Source organism: Pseudomonas sp. E45-MNA-CIBAN-0222, from assembly GCF_040310405.1.
Taxonomy (GTDB): Bacteria; Pseudomonadota; Gammaproteobacteria; order Pseudomonadales; family Pseudomonadaceae; genus Stutzerimonas; species Stutzerimonas stutzeri_AC.
This window is the reverse complement of sequence record NZ_JBEOPU010000002.1, coordinates 25924-42767: the sequence shown is the minus strand read 5'-3', so window position 1 is coordinate 42767 and position 16844 is coordinate 25924. Positions and strand designations below refer to the sequence as shown.

Here is a 16844-nt window from a genome sequence, read left to right as displayed (position 1 = left end):
TCGTTCAGCCCTGTATGAGTAGGCGCCTGCTGCGCTCGTTTGCCGAGAGCTTCGGGCAGCTGTCGCAGAGCTCACCGTCGGCGCGGCGGAAATGCTGACAGCAGGCCTTGCGCTGCAAACCGAGGCGGGTGCTGCCATCGGCCAGCTGCACCGCCAGCAGTCCGCTGGCACCAGGCATGGCGCAGGCGTCCAGCCAGGCATCGGCGCGACGGCAAAGCTGCAGGTTGCCGCAACCATCGGTCCGTTGCGCGTGCAGCAGCGCGGCCATCACGCAGTCCGCAGCGAGACGCTGCGCGAGCTTCGGATGCAGGCCGAGCAACGCGCCGCAAGCCGCATGGGCCTGGGCGCAGAACTGGCGGATCTGCTGCCCGGCATGGCGCAGCAGGTGCTGGGCGTCGGCGCGCAGCGGCTGATGATCCGGCAGGCAGAAGCCGGCGACGAAGCCTTGCTGCATACCTTGCGCGATACCGTCCAGCTCGGGTGACTGGCCGTCGAGTTGCACGGCCAGCACCTGCAGATAGATCGGCTGCCAGACCAACAGTGTCCAGCAGCGCGCGGCCCAGTAATGGCGGCCCGCTTCCGGATGCGCCGTCTGCCAGTGCGCCAGCAAGGCCACCAGTGACTGCGGGCGATCCAGCATCAGCTCGTCGGGTCCTGGCGAGCCGACGCGACCGTCCAGTCCCGGCAGGGCGCTGCGCACCCGCAGCAGCAGGTCGTTCAGCGCCTCGTCATCCGCCCATTGGGTTTCAGCGTTCCGGAGCATAGGGCGCGACGGGATTTTTCAGGGTGCCGGCGAATTTCAGCGCACCGGCCGGATCGGTCAGGTCGAGCATCTGCCGGTTGTTGCCCAGTTGCAGACGGTTCAGGCAGGAGCGGGCGAATTCCTCGGTGAACAGGTCGTAGCGGACGAACTTGTCGCGCAGCTGCGGCTGGCTCGCTTGGTAGTCGGCGATGCAGTCGGCCACCTGTTGCCAGAAGCGCTGCTCCGGCAGGCCGACCTGCTCATCGAGAATCTGACTGAGGTAGCGAAAGAAGCCGTCGAACACGTCGGTGAAGATAGACAGCACCTTGAGCTCGTCCGGCACCGATACCGCCAGGCGACCCACAGCCTCGGGAATCTGCGCCTCACCATCGAGAATCACCGCTTCCTCGCCGATGTCCTTCATCAGAACGCGCACCGGCAGGTGATCTTCCAGCACCAGAATCAGGTTCTCGCCATGTGGCATGAACACCAGGTCGTGGGCATAAAAGCAGTGCAGCAGCGGCCTCAGGTACGCATTGAGGTAAAGGCGCAGCCAGCGGTCGGCGGTAAGCCCCGAGGCGCTGATCAGCGTCGGCAGCAGGGCGCGCTCGTCGCCGTCGCTGTGCAGCAGCGCGGCCATGGTCATCAGCCGCTGGCCGGGTTCGATGTGGCCCAGCGGGCTCTCGCGCCACAGCGCTGAAAGCATCTTGCGGTAGGGGCTGCTGGCCGGCAGCGCCTGCTCGTAGTAAGGGTTGCGATAGCCGATCGCTGCCACTTCGCGCAGCAACTGGAAGCCGCAGTCGCGCAGCACGGGGTCGCTGGCCACGCGCTTGGCGAGGTAGGCGTTGATCGCCGGGGTCGCCTGCATGTAGTAGGGCGACAGCCCGCGCATGAAGCCCATGTTGAGGATCGAGAGCGCGGTCTTCACGTAGCGCCGCTGCGGCTGGCTCTGGTTGAAGAAGGTGCGGATCGACTGCTGCGCCAGGTAGCGGTCATTGCTCAGACCGAGATGGACGATGTGCCGGTTGGCGATCTCCGCGGCGAAGCCGATGGCCAGGATGTTGTGCCACTGCCAGGGGTGCGCGGGCATCAGCAGGTAGTCGTCGGGGTTGAGCTGCAGCGCCCGCAGCTGGTTATGAAACACGTCGAGCTGACCACCCAGCTCCTCGCGCAGCAGGGTCGGCTGGTCGAGCCCGTCGATGGCGCTGTAGCTGGCGCGGCTGCGGTGCACGGCAAGCCAGACCAGGCGCACCGGGCTCGCCGCTTCCGGCGCGTAGGCGCGGTAATCCTGGGCGTCGAAGCCCATCCGCCCGTTGTTGGCTACGAAGCCCGGGTGGCCTTCGCGGATCCCGGTCTCGATCTGCTGGAAGTCCGCCAGGGCCAGCTGGGCGGCGCTCAGCGGGCTGTTGGCGAGCTTGTAGGCGCTGCCGAACAGGGTGCTGCTGATCTCGTCGAGATAGACCGGCAGGTTGTTTTCCGAGATGCCCAGGGTGTCGGCGAACTCGATGATGAAGCTCAGCGCGTCCAGTGGTTGTTGCACGCCATCGCTGAGTTTCTCGATGGAGTCGGTAACAATGGACCAGTGATCCAGCGCCAGTCGTCGCGCCTTGAAGCGGTACTCGGTCGAGCTGTCCGGCACTGCGACGCGGTAGTGGCTGTCACCCAGCGGCTCGGGGCTGAATAGCCTTTCGTGGCTGAACTCGGCCAGGGCTTTCTTCAGCAGCAGGCGATTGGCGCGGGCCCAATGTTCGGCCTGCAGGTGTTCGGTGGCCAGGTCGGCAGGGACCGTTGGTAGTTGCACGAGCTGATTCATTGCGGATTCTCCTGAAGGGTGGCGAGGAACTGCGCGCGGGTGCAGAACGCCAGGCAGGCGTCTTTTTCCGGCAGGTGCAGCAGGCGCTGGTAGACGAAGCCGACGCGCTGGTTCAAGGCATGCACCTTGGCGTTGCGCGCGTCGGGCTCGACGACGATGCGCCGCGCGAACGGGTCGGCGAATTGATAGGCGAGAATGCTGCGCATCACTTCCAGGCTGAAGCCGTGCACCGGGCGCTCGCAGGGGGCGAGCAGCAGGTGCATGCCGCGGTCACCGGGGCGCACCTGGTAGTGGTCGGCGAGGCGGTCGTGGGCCGGGTGATAGCCCTCGAACAGGAACGCCGGCTCGCCGTTGCACATGCCGAGGGCAATGTCGCGATGGCTGCTGCGCTGGATTTCGTCGACGTAATTGGTCAACTGAGCCAAGCTCAAATGGCCCATGGCCCAGAAGCGCGCGTAGTCGCGGCGCAGCCAGTCATGCAGTAACGGCAAATGTTCTGGCTGCACGGTTTCAAAGTGCATGGCGCCAAGCGCGCAGTAGCGAACGAAGCGCGGACCATCCGCGCGGGAAAGAGCGGTATTCATGATTTGGCTCCACAGAGGGGCGCACGCGTCGCTGCTGAAACCAGCAGCCAGCGCAGCACGCAGGCGGTGAGAACGAGGCCGAGGGCGGAAAGGAAGAACGGCGCGGCGAGGCCGGCATCGCGCACCACCAATCCGGCGAGCCACGAAGCGGCGAGCACGCCGAGGTTCTGGAAGATGTTGATCAGGCTGTAGTCGCGGCCGTAATGCTCCGGCCGGCTAAGAGCGAACAGTCGCGCATCCAGCGCGACGGTGAGCTGGTACAGCGCCCAGCCGAACAGCACACGTCCGGCGAGCACCGTCGGCATCTGCTCGATGCCCTGCAACGCCAGCCCGGCGGCCCCCAGCAGCAGCCAGGCGGTCAGGTGCTGCCCTGCGTGGTAGTGCAGGGCCAGGGCTAGCAGCGCCAGCATGCCGGGAATGGCATAGACCAGACCGGTGATCCAGCTGGCCTGAGGCCCACCGAGCTGCTCCCAGTACAGCGTGAAGAACGGCCGCGCCAGGTAGATGCAGAAGTAGAACGCCAGCATCAGCAGGCACAGTCGGGCAATGGCCAGATGTTCTTCCCGTGGCCTCGGTGGTGTGCTTGCATCGACCCGGGTGGGCTGCGGCGCATGGCGCAACAGCAGCAGGCTGACGGCCATCTGCACGAAGTCCATCAGGCCCATCAGCACGAACATCCGCGCCGGACTGAGGTAGTGCAGCACCCCGCCGCCCAGCGTCGCGCCGGCAATTGCGCCCAGGTGCACGACTACCGAGAGCAGGCCGATGGTGCGTACCTGCTGGTCGGCGCCCACCAGGCCCATCACGTAGGGATACATCAGCAGGTAACTGGCCTTGAAGGCGATCATCGTCAGCGATACCGGCCAGAACAGCCATTGCTGCTCGATCGTTGCGCAGGCCAGTGCCAGCAGTCCGGCCATCAGCTGGCCGAAGATCAGCAGCCGCAGCGGATGTGCATGCCTGGACAGGCGTACCCACAGCGGCAGGGCGAGCATCGCCACCAGGCAAACCGCGGCAAGGTACAGCCCGACCTGCTCGCTGCGCAGTTCGCCGAAGCGCTCGGCGAAGTACTGCGGGTAGAACGGCATCAGCAGGCTATCGCCGAGCACTGCCAGCAGCGTCATGCCGATCAGCGCACGTCGCAGCGTCATCGCGCCGCCACCGCGCCCTGCGGTGCCAGCGATTGCGGCAGGCTGAACTGCTGGAAGGCGATCTTCGTTTCCACCGCGTAGTGCTCGTGCCCGCAAATCTCGCGCAGGATGCAGGCGTTGCGGTAGCAGCCCATGCCGAGATCCGGCGTGACCAGGCCATGATCGACCAGTCCGGCGTTCTGTACGAAGACCTCGCCGCCGTTGCGGTCGATGCTGTAGTTACGCGCCACGGCGAAGCGTTCCGGTGCCTGCCAGGCGATACGTTCGGCGATCGGCTGGATAAATCGCGGCAGGCGGTACTGATACCCGCTGGCCATCACCAGTGCATCGCAGCGGTGGCGATAGCTCTGCTCCAGCTCATGCTGGAAGAACTCCAGCTCCAGCGTGCCATCGCCCAGGCGCTGGCAGCGACGCAGCTCGGCATTGGTCAGCAGCTGGGTCGGTACCTCGCCCTTGAGGCTCTGGTTGTACAGCTCGTCGTAGATGGCGTTGATCAGCGTGGCGTTGATGCCCTTGTACAGGCCCTTCTGGCTGTCGATGAGCTTTTCCCGGGTGCTGCGCGGCAGGCTGTGGAAGTAGTCGATGTACTCCGGGCTGGTCATTTCCAGCGTCAGCTTGGTGTATTCCAGCGGGAAGAAGCGCGGCGCGCGGGTGATCCAGTTCAGCTGATAGTCGTGGCGGTCGATTTCCTGCAGCAGGTCGTAGTAGATCTCTGCCGCGCTCTGGCCGCTGCCGACCACGGTGATCGAGCGCTTGCCCTGCAGGCGCGGCTTGTCCTGCAGGTAGTTGCCGCTGTGGCTGACGTGCTCGGCCAGTGCCTCGCAACAGGTCGGCAGATAGGGCGTGGTGCCGGTGCCGAGCACCAGGCGGCGGGTGAGGAACTCGAAACCCTCGCCGCTGCGCGCATGCACCCCGCGCACGCGGTAGCAGCGACGCTCGTCGAGGTAGTCGACGTGCTGGACGAAATGCCCGAAGCGCAGGCTGTCGAGCTGCTCCACCACCCACTGGCAGTACTGGTTGTATTCGCGGCGCATCAGGAAGAAGTCTTCCTTGATGTAGAAGGCGTACAGCCGCCCGATCTGCTTGGCGTAGTTGAGAAAGCTGAAACGGCTGGTGGGGTCGGCCAGGGTCACCAGATCGGCCATGAACGGCGTCTGCAGGGTGGCGCTGTCGAGCATCATGCCGGGATGCCAGTTGAAGCCCTCGGCGCGGTCGAGGAACAGGCAGTCGAGTCCGTCGATGGGCTCTGCCAGGCAGGCCAGGCCAAGGTTGAACGGGCCGATGCCGATGCCTATGAAGTCGTAGATCTTGTTCATGAGCGATCTCCTACTGGTTGACGGTCGTCGAGCAGGCGGGCGCCGTGGTCACGAATCAGCTCGACGATGGCGCGCAGGTCGTCCAGCGTGGTTTCCGGGTTGAGCAGGGTGAACTTGAGGTACTGCCGACCCTTGACCACGGTGGCGGCAATGACCGCCGCGCCGGAGCGGAAGATCGCCTTGCGGATCTCGCGGTTGATCTCGTCCAGGCGCTCGTCCGCCACGCCTGCGGCGACGAAGCGGAACACCAGCGTGCTCAGGCGCGGGGCGAAGACTTCGAAGGCCGGGTCGTCGGCGAGCAGGCGATGGGTGTCGGCGGCGCGATCGATGACCTCCTCGAACATCGCGCCGAGATGCTCGGCACCGAGGATGCGCAGGGTCAGCCAGAGCTTCAGCGCGTCGAAGCGGCGGGTGGTCTGGATGCTTTTGTTGACCAGGTTCGGCGTGCCCTCGCGGGTCTGGCTGCGCGGGTTGAGGTAGTCGGCGTGGTGGGTGATGTAGCTCAGGTGCTGACGCTGGCGAACGAAGAAGCCGCTGCAGCTGACCGGCTGGAAGAACGACTTGTGGTAGTCCACGGTGACCGAGTCGGCGTGTTCGATGCCGGCTAGCCAGTGGCGGTAGCGCGGCGCGACCAGCAGGCCGCCGCCATAGGCCGCATCGACGTGCAACCAGAGGCCGTAGTGCTGGCACAGCGCGGCGATCTCCGGCAGCGGGTCGATGCTGCCGAAGTCGGTGGTGCCGGCGGTGGCGACTACGGCCATGGGCAGCTCGCCCAGGCGCTGACAGTCCGCCAGCGCCTGGGCCAGCGCCGGCACGCTCATGCACTGGGCGCTGTCGGTTTCGATGCTGCGCACGGCGTCGTAGCCCAGCCCCAGCAGCGCGGCGGATTTCTGCACGCTGAAGTGGCTGGCACGGGAGGCGAAGATGCGCAGTCGGCCCGCGTCCGGCGGTAGCCCGTGCTGGAGGTTGCCGCCGTGGCCGGACAAACGGTTGCAGACGTGCTCACGGGCCAGCAGCAGCCCCATCAGATTGGACTGGGTGCCGCCGCTGGTGAAGACGCCGTCGGCCTGACTGCCGAGGCCGATGCGCGCGCAGGTCCAGTCGATCAGGCGTTGTTCGATCAGCGTGCCGCCGGCGCTCTGGTCCCAGGTGTCGAGCGAGGAATTGAGCGATGACACCAGCACTTCGGCGAGCAGCGCCGGCAGCACCACCGGGCAGTTGAGATGGGCGACGTAGCGCGGATGGTGGAAATACACCGCGTCGCGCAGATAGAGCTGATCCAGCTCGCGCAGCGCGGCACCGGCGTCGCCCAGCGGGCGCTCGAGATCGACGCGTTCGAAGTCGGCGGCCAGCTCCTGCGGAAGGATGCCGCTGAACGGCTGCTGCTGACGCTGCAGGCACTGCTGCACCAGGTTCAGACCCTGCTGCAGGAGCCGGCGGTAGTCATCATGATTGCTGCGGGTGAACAGCCCGTTGCTGGCGGGGCCGGGGGCGAAGGGCACTACGGTACTGGACGGGGTCATGCACATTCCTCGGGCCGAGCGCGGCCGCGACCCGGAGCGGGCCGTTTTCGCGGCGTCGGTGGTTTCTTGTCTGGCGGCGTGGCCGCACGAAAGCATCTGCGAGGATGCCGTTTAATCGAGAATTACTCTCAATTGCGCAAGGGCACAGGCAAGACGAATCAGCGCGGAAAAACCATTACGGGGTCGAAGAAAAAAAATTACGGGCGCTCCAGCCGCTGGCGCGCCTTGGCCAGCTGAGCGATCACGGTGTTCACCGAAATGCCCAGACGCTCGGCGATCTCCGCCTGGCTGAGCCCTTCCAGCCGCGCCAGTTCGAACACCTGGCGACAGCGTGGCGGCAAGTCGTCGAGCTGGCGTAGGACGCATCGCAGCGCACACTGGTGTTCCACCAGCCCGCAGGGGTCGGCCTGCACGGCCTCGATCAGTTCCAGCGGTGCCTCGTCGCCGGCACCGACAAGCGCGCGATGGCGCAGGGCATCACGCAAGAGATTGGTGGCGATGCGAAAGAGATAGGCCTTGGGGTTGGCGAGGCTCTGCTCGGGCATGACCTGCGCCAGTTTCAGCCAGGCATCCTGGGCCAGGTCCTCGGCCAGTGCTCGGCAGCCGCCGAGGCGAGTCAGATGGGCTACCAGCCGTTGGCGGTGATGGACATAGCATTGCAGACAGGCATCGGGAATCTTGTTGTTGTCGCGCATGGGTGCGTGCCACCGGAAGGGGGCACGAACCTAACTCAGATGCGAACGCTTCGCAATTGCAGGCGCTTTGCCGCTATCGATGCCGATCAGCCGTCCAGCGGCAGCTGCAGATTGACCGGCCGGCCATTCAGCTGCAGACGGCACTGCGCTGCCGGCTGCGGTCGCGCATAGTGGAAGCCTTGCAGGCTGGGGCAGCCGTTGAGGCGCAGGAAGGCCGCCTGACGCTCGTTCTCCACCCCTTCGGCCACCACATGCAGCCCAAGGTGGCTGGCCATGGTGAGGATGCCCCGCACCAGGGCTACCGATTGCTCGCTGTCCGGCAGCCCGCTGACGAATTCACGGTCGATCTTGATACCGTCGAAGCGGAAGCGCTGCAGGTACGTCAGCGAGGCATAGCCGGTGCCGAAGTCATCGAGCAGCAGTGGCAAACCGGCGGCCTTGAGACGGCCGAGGGTCTGCTGCACATGTTCGTCGGCCTCCAGCAGCGCGCTTTCGGTGATCTCCAGCTCCAGCATGTCGGGCGACGCACCCTCTTCGGCGAGGATCGCCAGCAGGCTGCCCGCCAGATCGGCCTGGCGGAAGTCCAGCGGCGACAGGTTGATCGCGATGCGTAGCGGATGGCCCATGGCGTGCCAGCGGCAGGCCTGGCGGCAGGCCTCTCGGACCACCCAGCGGGTCGCCTCGATGATCATGCCGCTCTCTTCCAGCACCGGGATGAACTCTCCGGGCGGTACCAGTCCGCGCTCCGGCGAATTCCAGCGCAGCAGCGCCTCCATGACTTCGGGCTCGCCCTGGGCATTGACCTGGGCCTGGTAATGCAGCACGAACTCGTCCCGGTCCAGCGCCCGGCGCAGAGCCTGCTCGAGGGCGCGGCGGCCGGCGGCGGCATCGCTGAGCGCTTCGTTGTAGATCACCGTGCAGTTGCGCCCGGCGTCCTTGGCCGCATACAGGGCCAGGTCCACCTGCTTGAGCAGATCGGTGGCGCTGTGCCGTCCGTCGCTGACGGCGACGCCGATGCTGGGGCTGACGAAACACTCGTACTGGCCGATGCGTACGGGCAACTGAAAACCTTCGATGATGCGTCGGGCCAGCTGCTCGGCTGCGGCGACGTCGTCACTGTCCAGCAGCAGCATGAATTCGTCGCCGCCGGTACGCGATAGCAGCGAATGTTCGGGCATCAGCTGGCCGAGGCGATCGCCGATCTGTATCAGCAGCTTGTCGCCGATCTCGTGACCCAGGCTGTCGTTGATGCGTTTGAAGTGGTCCAGATCCAGATAGAGCAGGCTCAGAGGCAGGCGCGCAGCCAGCAACTGGTCAAGGCGCTGCATCAGGTAGTTGCGATTGGCCAGTTGGGTCAGCGGATCGAAGTGGGCGAGAAAGCGCAGGCGCTGTTCGGCGCGCATCCGATCGCTGATATCGCGCAGCAGCACGAGAAAATGCTGCTCGCCGTAGCGATGAAAGGGCGTACAGCTGACCTCTAGTGGCACGTCCCGGCCGTTGCGCCGCCCGGTCAATTCCAGCGTCGTGTTCGGCGGCGTGCTGCGCAGGCGTGCCGTGGCGTCGCTCTCGGCCAGGCGCTCGCCGGGCAACGTGCCGCGCAGCTCGTCTGGTGAGCAGCCGAACAGGCAGGCGGCGGCCGGGTTGGCCTGCAGCACGCGTAAGTCGTGATCAACCACCAGCATACCGACCGGTGCCGTTTCGATCAGATTGCGCAGCAGATGCTCGCTCTCGCTGAGCGCCAGCTGGCGCTCGTGCAGCTCGCTCATCATGCGGTTGAGGGTGACGGCCAGCCGACTGATTTCATCGCGACCACCGACCGCGAGGGGCCGGGGCTGTTGGTCGATGGCGAACTGGCGGGCCGCTTGATCGATAAGGGCCAGGCGCCGCGTCAGCAGCCGACCGTACAGCCGGTTGAGAATCACGCCAAGCAACAGCAGCAACGTCAGCGTTTGAGCCAGATAGAACCAGGCTTCGCGTTTGGTCTGCGCAAGCATCGGCGCGAAGTCGTATTCCACCAACAGCGCTTCACGCAACGGCGTGCCATCCTGGGCGACTCGATCCAGTGGATAGACTGCCAGTTGTGTGGGCCCTTCACCGATCCAGCCTGCGCGTCCGCTACCGACATACGACTTCAGCTCTGCAGCGCTGATCAGCTGAAGCTGTTCGGCCATCAGGCCCAGGCGAGTGGCCGCGATCATCTGCAGGTCATGATCGACCACCATGGCCCAGCGCACGCCATTCAGACTCGCCAGGTCCGCCAGCTCGGTTTCCAGCTCGGCATCGCGGTCCAGACGGCGGTGGTCGCTCAGGCTGCTCTGCAGGAGCGCGAGGTGCTGATGGGTGTGGCTGCGCCAGCCAGCCAGCGTTTCCTCGATGCGCGTCGGCAGGTGCCATACGGTCAGCAGGACGGTGAACAACAACCCGAATAGTCCGAGCAGTAGCGGCAGCGACCTGCGCAACGACAGTCTGGTCAGCATCCGAGCACCTCGCAGCCGGGCAGCAGCCCGTAGTGGCGTGTTCCGTTGAGCAGGTGTTTTTCCGTCATGTACTGGCTCATCCGCTCAATGCTCTGCGTCAGCTGACCGCCGTCGAACCAGTCGCGATTGACGCTGCCGTCGCCCATCAAGAGCCCACCTAAGGTGACCTCCAGTGTCTCGGCCGTCAGGCCCAGACGGGCGTGAAGACGTGGGTCGGTTGCGGATCGGTTTTCCCGCCAGGCGTGAAGTGCGTCGAACCACAGCGCTCGGAGGCGCTGGCGTTGCTCTGGGTTTACCTTGTGTCGATCGACCACCAGCACATCGACGATCTCGCCCGGTAACTGTCGGCTGTCGAAGATGCGGCGTGCGCCTTGTGCCTCCAGAAGCGGGCCTTCCGAGGCGAAGGTGATCACCGCATCCACCGTTCCGGCACCGAAGGCCTCGACCTGCTCGTGAATAGGCAGGCTGACGACGTGCAGTTCGCTGATGTCCAGCTGAGCCTGGTCCAGTACGCGCGATAGCAGGTACGCGCCCAGTGCCGTGTTCTCCACGCCGATCCGACGGCCTGCAAGCTCCGTAATACTGGTCACTGGTGCGCGCGCGAACAGCGCATCGGCGCCGACGGAGACATTGGTGATCAGGATTATTTCCAGATCGAGATCGGTCGCGCTGCCCTGTAGTGCAAGGGTTTCGTCGAGCGTCAAAAGGGCCGCGTCCAGCATGCCGTTGCGAAAACCGCGTAGCACGCCGGTGGCATTTGGATATTCCACCAGGCGAATACCGCTGGGTGCCGTCCAGCCGAGATCATCCGCCAGGTAGAGCGGGGCATAACCCAGCCAACGATTGCCGCCCACCCGAAGCGCTTCCGGGTCAGGCTGGCAGCCAAGCAAGGCAACGAACAGCAGCGCAAGGGTAAGAGCCCGGATCATGTGATCGCTCCGCGATATCTGTTTGCCACCATAGCGAAACCGTACGGTCACGGGAATCCCTGCTAAAGCAGTGGATATTATTTATTTCGTCTTGCTCTTAGCGATGACATGCCCTCAAGGGCTTGCAAATACTGGCTTTTTGCCTCTTTTAGGGCGGGGCCTCACTGCGGTTTGGTGTTACGTTTGAGCCTGCAGCGCGTTGAATTCCCTTGCCGTAACGTGTCTGGCTGGCCAGGCAGGGCGTCTGGTAGCTTCGAAAACAAGAACTTCGCGTAGGAAGAGACGGAGTGAACGATTGAATCGCAAGGCAGGATTACTGGCTGCTCTCGTACTGACGCTCGCGTTGCTGCCGATGTGGGCCTTCGTGCTTGACCAAATCAAACACGAGCGTGCCTTGACCGAGGAGGCGGCGCGTCATGATGCGATGAACCTGGCGACGGCGTTCGAGGCGCACGTACGAAGCACGATTAGGCTGATGGATATCGTGCTGCTGGACATGCGCGAGGACGTACTTGAGCACGCTGACTTTCGAAGTCACCTGAACGAGGAGTTGAAGGCTTACGGCAGCTTCGTCACCCAGCTCGCAGTGATAGACAAGGATGGGCGGTTGGTTTTCTCCAACCTCGACGCGTCTATCCACCCTGTGGACCTGAGCGATCGGGAGCATTTCCGCGTACACCGTGACAACCCCGGGGAGGATCGCCTCTTCATCAGCAAGCCCGTATTGGGCAAGGTGTCGAAGCAGTGGACCATCCAGTTCACCCGACCGATCCACCAGGACGGTGAGTTCGCCGGCGTGTTGGTTCTTTCGGTGCCGATGAGCTTTTTTGCCGACTATTACCAGCAGATCGACGTCGGCCCCAATGGCAGTATCGCGTTGCTCGGCACTGATCGCAGTTTGCGCGCCATTGCCTCTGGGACGCCAATCGCCGGGCGCTACGGGCGGTTCAAGATGCCCGAGGACAAGCCCTATTTCGACCCGAGCGCCCCCGCGCGGGGGTACTACGAAGGTGTCAGCGCTATTGATGGTGAGTATCGCCTGGGGGCCTATCGGCGCTTGATCTCTGACGGGGTTGTGGTGGTTGTGCTGCTGTCGCCCAAGGATTTCATGGCGGCCTACCACGCGCGCCGAGAGCTGCTGATCGCTTCGGCTGGCATCATCTCGCTGCTGCTTTCTGCTGTAGCGGTCTTGGTATTCGTGCTGACCAGCAGGTACTTCCAGAGCACGGCCATGCTCCGTCAGGCTCACGATCAGTTGGCTCAGCTAGCCAGTACTGATGTGCTGACCGGCGTGAGTAATCGGCGCTCGTTCCTCAGTAGCCTGGAGGCCGAGCTTGCGCGGGCGCGCCGTCACGGGGGCAGCCTGAGTGTGCTGATGCTCGATATCGATCATTTCAAGCGCGTCAACGACTCGCACGGCCATCCGATAGGCGATGCAGTGCTCAAACAGTTTGCGGCCACCTGCGCCGGTATGCTGCGGGCGCACGACCTGTTCGGTCGGCTTGGCGGCGAGGAGTTCGCCGTCGCTTTGCCCCATACAGACGCCGAGGGCGCACGTACCGTCGCAGAGAAGATCCGTTCTGCCGTCGCTCACGCGCCTATTGCAACTGTCGCTGGTGACATCGCCATTACGGTCAGTATCGGGGTGGCTCAAGCCGATGCGAGGAAGGGCGATGTGGATCACCTGATTGCCCAAGCGGACAAGGCGCTTTACGAGGCCAAGCATGGCGGCAGGAATCAGGTGCACGCCGATCGCTCATCCGCGTATCCGGCCTAATTGGGCGGCTGCGCGGGTTTCGCAGCCAGCGGATGGCTGACCGAAACATAAATCGCAGGCAATAAAAAGCCGGCTTGTGGCCGGCTTTCATGGGGTGGCGTTGGCTTATTTTTGGTAAGCCGCAACCGCCTTGGTGATTGCTGCGCGGGCTTCGTCGGCGTTGCCCCAGCCCTCGACCTTGACCCACTTGCCCTTCTCGAGATCCTTGTAGTTCTCGAAGAAGTGCTTGATCTGCTCGATCAGCAGCGGAGGCAGGTCGGTGTATTCCTTAACGTCCACATACAGCTGGGAGAGCTTGTCGTGCGGGACGGCGATCAGCTTGGCGTCGCCGCCGGCTTCGTCGGTCATGTTCAGCACGCCAACCGGACGGCAGCGGATGACCGATCCCGGGGCAACCGGATATGGGGTCACGACCAGCACGTCGAGGGGGTCGCCGTCATCGGCCAGAGTGTGCGGGATGAAACCGTAGTTGGCCGGGTAGAACATCGGGGTGGCCATGAAGCGATCTACGAACAGGCAGTCGGTGTCGTGATCGATTTCGTACTTGATCGGCGCATGGTTGGCCGGGATCTCGATGGCGACGTAGATGTCGTTCGGCAGGTCTTTGCCAGCCGGGACTTTGCTGTAGCTCATGAACGATGGGCTCCTGATCGGCCAGCGCGGCCTGGGGGCGGAAAAAAGTGGGCGCGATTATAGGCGCAATGTCGCGCGCAATGCACGCCGGGGTTCGACGTGCACAACCTACGCAGGTTCCCGGTACGCCGGATGTTCGGCCTGCAGGCGTTGCAGTCGGGCCAGCGGGTCCTGCCGGTAGAACTCGGCGAGTTGCGCGTAGACCTCCGGGAAAACCTGGTGCAGCACATCCGGCGCGCTGAAGAAGTACTCGCTGGTGACGGCGAAGAACTCGGCGGGGTTCTCGGCGGCGTACGGATCAATCGGCGTTTCGGCATCGGGGTTGGCGTCGAGCATGCGGTCGAGCTGGTCGTAGGCGCTCTGCATGGCGCTGGCCCAGGCATCGATGCGCATCTGCCGGTGCAGCGGCGGCAGGCCGTTGGCGTCGCCGTTGAGCATGTCCAGCTTGTGCGCCAATTCGTGGATCACCAGGTTGTAGGCCTCCCAGCCGCCGCTCTCCTGCACGCCGGGCCAGGCGAGAATTACCGGGCCCTGCAGCCAGGCTTCGCCGCTGTGCTCGGCGTCCCATTCATGCTCGACGCCGGCCGCATCACGGTGCTTCTGCGGGCTGAGGAAGTCATCGGGATAGATCACGATCTCGTGAAAGCCGCGATACCAGCCAAGCTCGGCCAGGTGCAGCAGCGGCAACTGCGCCTGTAGCGCCAGGCGCAGGCGGTCCTGGGGTTGCAGCTCGACTCCTGCCAGAGGCGTCAGGCGCTTTTCATGCAGGAACAGCACAGCGCGCTCACGCATGCGGTTCAACTCGTCCTCGCTCAGGCCATCGAGTATCGGCAGGCTGTCGAGCACCTGCTGCCATAGCTCTGGAGCAACCGGATTGCGGGCAAGGATGCGTTTGCGCTGCCAGGCGCGGATGGACCACATGGGCGGAGGCTCCAGCTAGGTGGGCGCTCACATTAAGCGTGGCCGTCCCGTGCGGCAAGCTGGGTACCATCTGGCCGGAGCGCAGTGGCAACGCAGCTGCGAGCCGGAATCTTGCGCAATGGTCGAGTGCTGCTAAGTTGAGCTGCTGATCAGGTCCGCCACGGTGGGGGGGCTGCCGTGTTGCCACTACGCACGAACGAGGAACAGGTCATGACAGAACAAACCGGATGCAAGGGGCTTTCACTGATCAATCCGCCCGGCCTCTATGACCCAACATCCAACGGCTATTCCCACGTTGCGGTGCTGCCGGCGGGGGTGCGGATGGCGTTCATCGCCGGGCAGGGTGGTGAGGCGGTTGATGGCCAGCTGTCAGTCGATTTTCGCCAACAGGTGCGCCAGGCGCTGCGCAACCTGTGCATCGCCATCGAGGGCGCAGGCGGGACGCCGGCGCAGATCGCCAAGCTCGGCGTGCTGATCGTCGACCACAGTGAAACTCGCCTGCACATTTTTGGCGACGAGCTGGAACGTGCGCTGGGGCCGGGACCGAAGCCTGCTTGTACGCTGACTCCGGTGCCGCGCCTGGCGTTGGACGGCATGCTCTTCGAAGTCGAGGCGGTGGTGTTGTTGGCAGAGGGTTAGCTGAGTACCGCCGGTCGGCGCGTCATGGGACTGTCAAGCGTGGTGGGTACATCAGGAGCACTACCCACTCGCAAGGAGACCCCGTCATGACCGCACCGGATCAGAAACGCCGCCAACTGCTGCAGGGCATCGGCGCCGGCCTCGCCCTGCCGGCATTGGGCGTTGCGCCCGCTATCATCGCCGCGCCGCGCGAGCGTCCGCAGATGCTCGACGGCGTGCAGTCCGGTGACGTGGCGGGCGACCGCGCGCTGATCTGGAGCCGCTGCGACCGGCCCGGCCGACTGATCGTCGAGTGGGATACGCGCAGCCGTTTCGGCAATCCACGGCGCATGGCCTCGTTGATCACCGACGCTAGCCAGGACTTCACTGCCCGTGTCGATCTGCGCGGGCTTCCGGCGGATCAGTCGATCTTCTACCGCGCGCGTTTCGAGGATGCCCGCAGCGGCATGCTCAGCGAGCCCTGGTTCGGCCATCTGCGCAGCGCACCAACGCGCCCGCGCGACATTCGCTTCGTCTGGGGCGGTGACACCTGCGGCCAGGGTTACGGCATCAACCCGGACTTCGGCGGCATGCGCATCTACGAAAGCATGCGCATGCGCCGGCCGGACTTTTTCCTGCACAGCGGCGACGTGATCTACGCCGACGGGCCGATCCCCGCCGAGGTAACCGCTGAGGACGGCAGCATCTGGCGCAACCTGGTTACCGAAGAGAAGAGCAAGGTTGCCGAGACGCTGCACGAGTTTCGCGGCAACTACCGCTACAACCTGCTGGACGAGAACCTGCGGGCCTTCAACGCCGAGGTGCCGCAGATCTGGCAGTGGGACGATCACGAGGTGACGAACAACTGGTCGCCGAGCAAGGAGCTGGACGACCGTTACCAGCAGGTGCGTGACATCGACACCCTGGTGCAGCGCGCACGTCAGGCCTATCTCGAATACGCGCCGATGCGCATGGCCCGCGGCGACACCGAGGGGCGCATCTACCGCAAGGTCAGCTATGGGCCGCTGCTGGATGTGTTCGTGCTGGACATGCGCAGCTATCGCGGGCCGAACACCCACAACCTGCAAGCGGAGCAGGGCGCCGACACGGCGTTTCTCGGCCGCGAGCAGCTGCGCTGGCTCAAGCGCGAGCTGCGGGCCTCGCGCGCAACCTGGAAGGTCATCGCCGCCGACATGCCCATCGGCCTGCACGTACCGGACGGTCCGCGCTGGGAGGCGATCGCCAACGGCCATGACGGCGAAGCGCTTGGCCGCGAGCTGGAGATTGCCGAGCTGCTGACCTTCATCCAGCGCGCGCGGGTGCGCAATACCGTCTGGCTGACCGCCGATGTGCACTATTGCGCGGCGCATCACTACCACCCGAATCGGGCGGCCTATCAGCAGTTCGAGCCGTTCTGGGAGTTCGTCGCCGGGCCACTGAACGCCGGCAGCTTCGGACCGAATCCGCTGGATGGCACCTTCGGCCCAGAGGTGGTGTTCCAGAAGGCGCCGCCGACCGCGAACAGCTCGCCGCGGGCAGGCTTCCAGTTCTTCGGCGAGGTGGAGATCGACGCGCAGACCGCTGCGTTGCAGGTCAGCCTGCGCGACATCGACGGCACGGTGGTCTACAGCCAGACGCTTGAGCCCTGGCAGCAGGCCTGAACCG

Annotated in this window: 14 protein-coding genes; 3 read left to right on the top strand and 11 right to left on the bottom strand. The window is 64.7% G+C overall.

Annotated elements, in window-relative coordinates; all coding sequences use genetic code 11:
* Nucleotides 1-4: 4 nt before the first annotated feature.
* The 9 genes from AAEZ08_RS03250 to AAEZ08_RS03210 all read right to left on the bottom strand — a co-directional run bounded on the left by AAEZ08_RS03250 (nucleotide 5) and on the right by AAEZ08_RS03210 (nucleotide 11230).
* Nucleotides 5-763, bottom strand: a complete 759-nt coding sequence (locus AAEZ08_RS03250; protein ID WP_500123705.1) for a siderophore ferric iron reductase — start codon at nucleotides 761-763, stop codon at nucleotides 5-7.
* Nucleotides 747-2555: an IucA/IucC family protein gene (locus AAEZ08_RS03245; RefSeq protein ID WP_500123704.1), complete on the bottom strand. Its 1809-nt coding sequence runs from the start codon at nucleotides 2553-2555 to the stop codon at nucleotides 747-749. The genes AAEZ08_RS03250 and AAEZ08_RS03245 overlap by 17 nt, the downstream gene beginning before the upstream one ends.
* The gene (locus AAEZ08_RS03240; RefSeq protein ID WP_126525930.1) at nucleotides 2552-3139 is read right to left on the bottom strand and encodes a GNAT family N-acetyltransferase; all 588 of its coding nucleotides are present in this window, start codon (nucleotides 3137-3139) and stop codon (nucleotides 2552-2554) included. The genes AAEZ08_RS03245 and AAEZ08_RS03240 overlap by 4 nt, the downstream gene beginning before the upstream one ends.
* Nucleotides 3136-4290: an MFS transporter gene (locus AAEZ08_RS03235; protein WP_500123703.1), complete on the bottom strand. Its 1155-nt coding sequence runs from the start codon at nucleotides 4288-4290 to the stop codon at nucleotides 3136-3138. The genes AAEZ08_RS03240 and AAEZ08_RS03235 overlap by 4 nt, the downstream gene beginning before the upstream one ends.
* Entirely contained in the window at nucleotides 4287-5606 is a 1320-nt protein-coding gene (locus tag AAEZ08_RS03230; RefSeq protein WP_500123702.1) for a lysine N(6)-hydroxylase/L-ornithine N(5)-oxygenase family protein, read from the bottom strand. Before AAEZ08_RS03230 ends, AAEZ08_RS03235 begins: the two co-directional genes overlap by 4 nt.
* On the bottom strand, nucleotides 5603-7129 hold the full coding sequence (locus AAEZ08_RS03225; RefSeq protein WP_049338947.1) for a pyridoxal phosphate-dependent decarboxylase family protein: 1527 nt from the start codon (nucleotides 7127-7129) through the stop codon (nucleotides 5603-5605). The genes AAEZ08_RS03230 and AAEZ08_RS03225 overlap by 4 nt, the downstream gene beginning before the upstream one ends.
* A gap of 197 nt (nucleotides 7130-7326) precedes the next feature.
* The gene (locus AAEZ08_RS03220; RefSeq protein ID WP_017246489.1) at nucleotides 7327-7824 is read right to left on the bottom strand and encodes an RNA polymerase sigma factor; all 498 of its coding nucleotides are present in this window, start codon (nucleotides 7822-7824) and stop codon (nucleotides 7327-7329) included.
* Nucleotides 7825-7910: 86 nt separating this feature from the next.
* A complete protein-coding gene (locus AAEZ08_RS03215; protein ID WP_500123701.1) occupies nucleotides 7911-10301 on the bottom strand; it encodes a putative bifunctional diguanylate cyclase/phosphodiesterase in 2391 nt (796 codons plus the stop codon).
* A complete protein-coding gene (locus tag AAEZ08_RS03210) occupies nucleotides 10295-11230 on the bottom strand; it encodes an ABC transporter substrate-binding protein (protein ID WP_088137657.1) in 936 nt (311 codons plus the stop codon). The genes AAEZ08_RS03215 and AAEZ08_RS03210 overlap by 7 nt, the downstream gene beginning before the upstream one ends.
* Before the next feature lie 295 nt (nucleotides 11231-11525).
* Between AAEZ08_RS03210 and AAEZ08_RS03205 the strand changes: the two genes are divergently transcribed.
* Complete coding sequence (locus AAEZ08_RS03205; protein ID WP_170934325.1) at nucleotides 11526-13007, top strand: sensor domain-containing diguanylate cyclase; 1482 nt, start codon at nucleotides 11526-11528, stop codon at nucleotides 13005-13007.
* A gap of 105 nt (nucleotides 13008-13112) precedes the next feature.
* Here the strand turns inward: AAEZ08_RS03205 and ppa are convergent, their stop codons facing one another.
* A complete protein-coding gene (ppa, locus tag AAEZ08_RS03200; RefSeq protein ID WP_003283075.1) occupies nucleotides 13113-13640 on the bottom strand; it encodes an inorganic diphosphatase in 528 nt (175 codons plus the stop codon).
* A gap of 108 nt (nucleotides 13641-13748) precedes the next feature.
* The gene (locus tag AAEZ08_RS03195; protein ID WP_427702082.1) at nucleotides 13749-14561 is read right to left on the bottom strand and encodes a M90 family metallopeptidase; all 813 of its coding nucleotides are present in this window, start codon (nucleotides 14559-14561) and stop codon (nucleotides 13749-13751) included.
* A 210-nt stretch (nucleotides 14562-14771) separates the two neighbouring features.
* On the opposite strand from AAEZ08_RS03195, the gene AAEZ08_RS03190 reads away from it, so the two are divergent.
* Both AAEZ08_RS03190 and AAEZ08_RS03185 read left to right on the top strand, forming a co-directional pair.
* The gene (locus tag AAEZ08_RS03190; RefSeq protein ID WP_350601583.1) at nucleotides 14772-15200 is read left to right on the top strand and encodes a RidA family protein; all 429 of its coding nucleotides are present in this window, start codon (nucleotides 14772-14774) and stop codon (nucleotides 15198-15200) included.
* An 86-nt stretch (nucleotides 15201-15286) separates the two neighbouring features.
* Nucleotides 15287-16840 (top strand): alkaline phosphatase D family protein, encoded by a 1554-nt coding sequence (locus AAEZ08_RS03185; protein ID WP_427702081.1) that lies wholly within the window; start codon nucleotides 15287-15289, stop codon nucleotides 16838-16840.
* The last annotated feature ends 4 nt before the right edge of the window (nucleotides 16841-16844 follow it).

Bases quoted from the DNA above. Each gene is read 5' to 3' on its own strand.
- AAEZ08_RS03250 (WP_500123705.1), bottom strand. From the start codon at position 763: ATGCTCCGGAACGCTGAAACCCAATGGGCGGATGACGAGGCGCTGAAC.
- AAEZ08_RS03245 (WP_500123704.1), bottom strand. From the start codon at position 2,555: ATGAATCAGCTCGTGCAACTACCAACGGTCCCTGCCGACCTGGCCACC.
- AAEZ08_RS03240 (WP_126525930.1), bottom strand. From the start codon at position 3,139: ATGAATACCGCTCTTTCCCGCGCGGATGGTCCGCGCTTCGTTCGCTAC.
- AAEZ08_RS03235 (WP_500123703.1), bottom strand. From the start codon at position 4,290: ATGACGCTGCGACGTGCGCTGATCGGCATGACGCTGCTGGCAGTGCTC.
- AAEZ08_RS03230 (WP_500123702.1), bottom strand. From the start codon at position 5,606: ATGAACAAGATCTACGACTTCATAGGCATCGGCATCGGCCCGTTCAAC.
- AAEZ08_RS03225 (WP_049338947.1), bottom strand. From the start codon at position 7,129: ATGACCCCGTCCAGTACCGTAGTGCCCTTCGCCCCCGGCCCCGCCAGC.
- AAEZ08_RS03220 (WP_017246489.1), bottom strand. From the start codon at position 7,824: ATGCGCGACAACAACAAGATTCCCGATGCCTGTCTGCAATGCTATGTC.
- AAEZ08_RS03215 (WP_500123701.1), bottom strand. From the start codon at position 10,301: ATGCTGACCAGACTGTCGTTGCGCAGGTCGCTGCCGCTACTGCTCGGA.
- AAEZ08_RS03210 (WP_088137657.1), bottom strand. From the start codon at position 11,230: ATGATCCGGGCTCTTACCCTTGCGCTGCTGTTCGTTGCCTTGCTTGGC.
- ppa (WP_003283075.1), bottom strand. From the start codon at position 13,640: ATGAGCTACAGCAAAGTCCCGGCTGGCAAAGACCTGCCGAACGACATC.
- AAEZ08_RS03195 (WP_427702082.1), bottom strand. From the start codon at position 14,561: ATGTGGTCCATCCGCGCCTGGCAGCGCAAACGCATCCTTGCCCGCAAT.
- AAEZ08_RS03190 (WP_350601583.1), top strand. From the start codon at position 14,772: ATGACAGAACAAACCGGATGCAAGGGGCTTTCACTGATCAATCCGCCC.
- AAEZ08_RS03185 (WP_427702081.1), top strand. From the start codon at position 15,287: ATGACCGCACCGGATCAGAAACGCCGCCAACTGCTGCAGGGCATCGGC.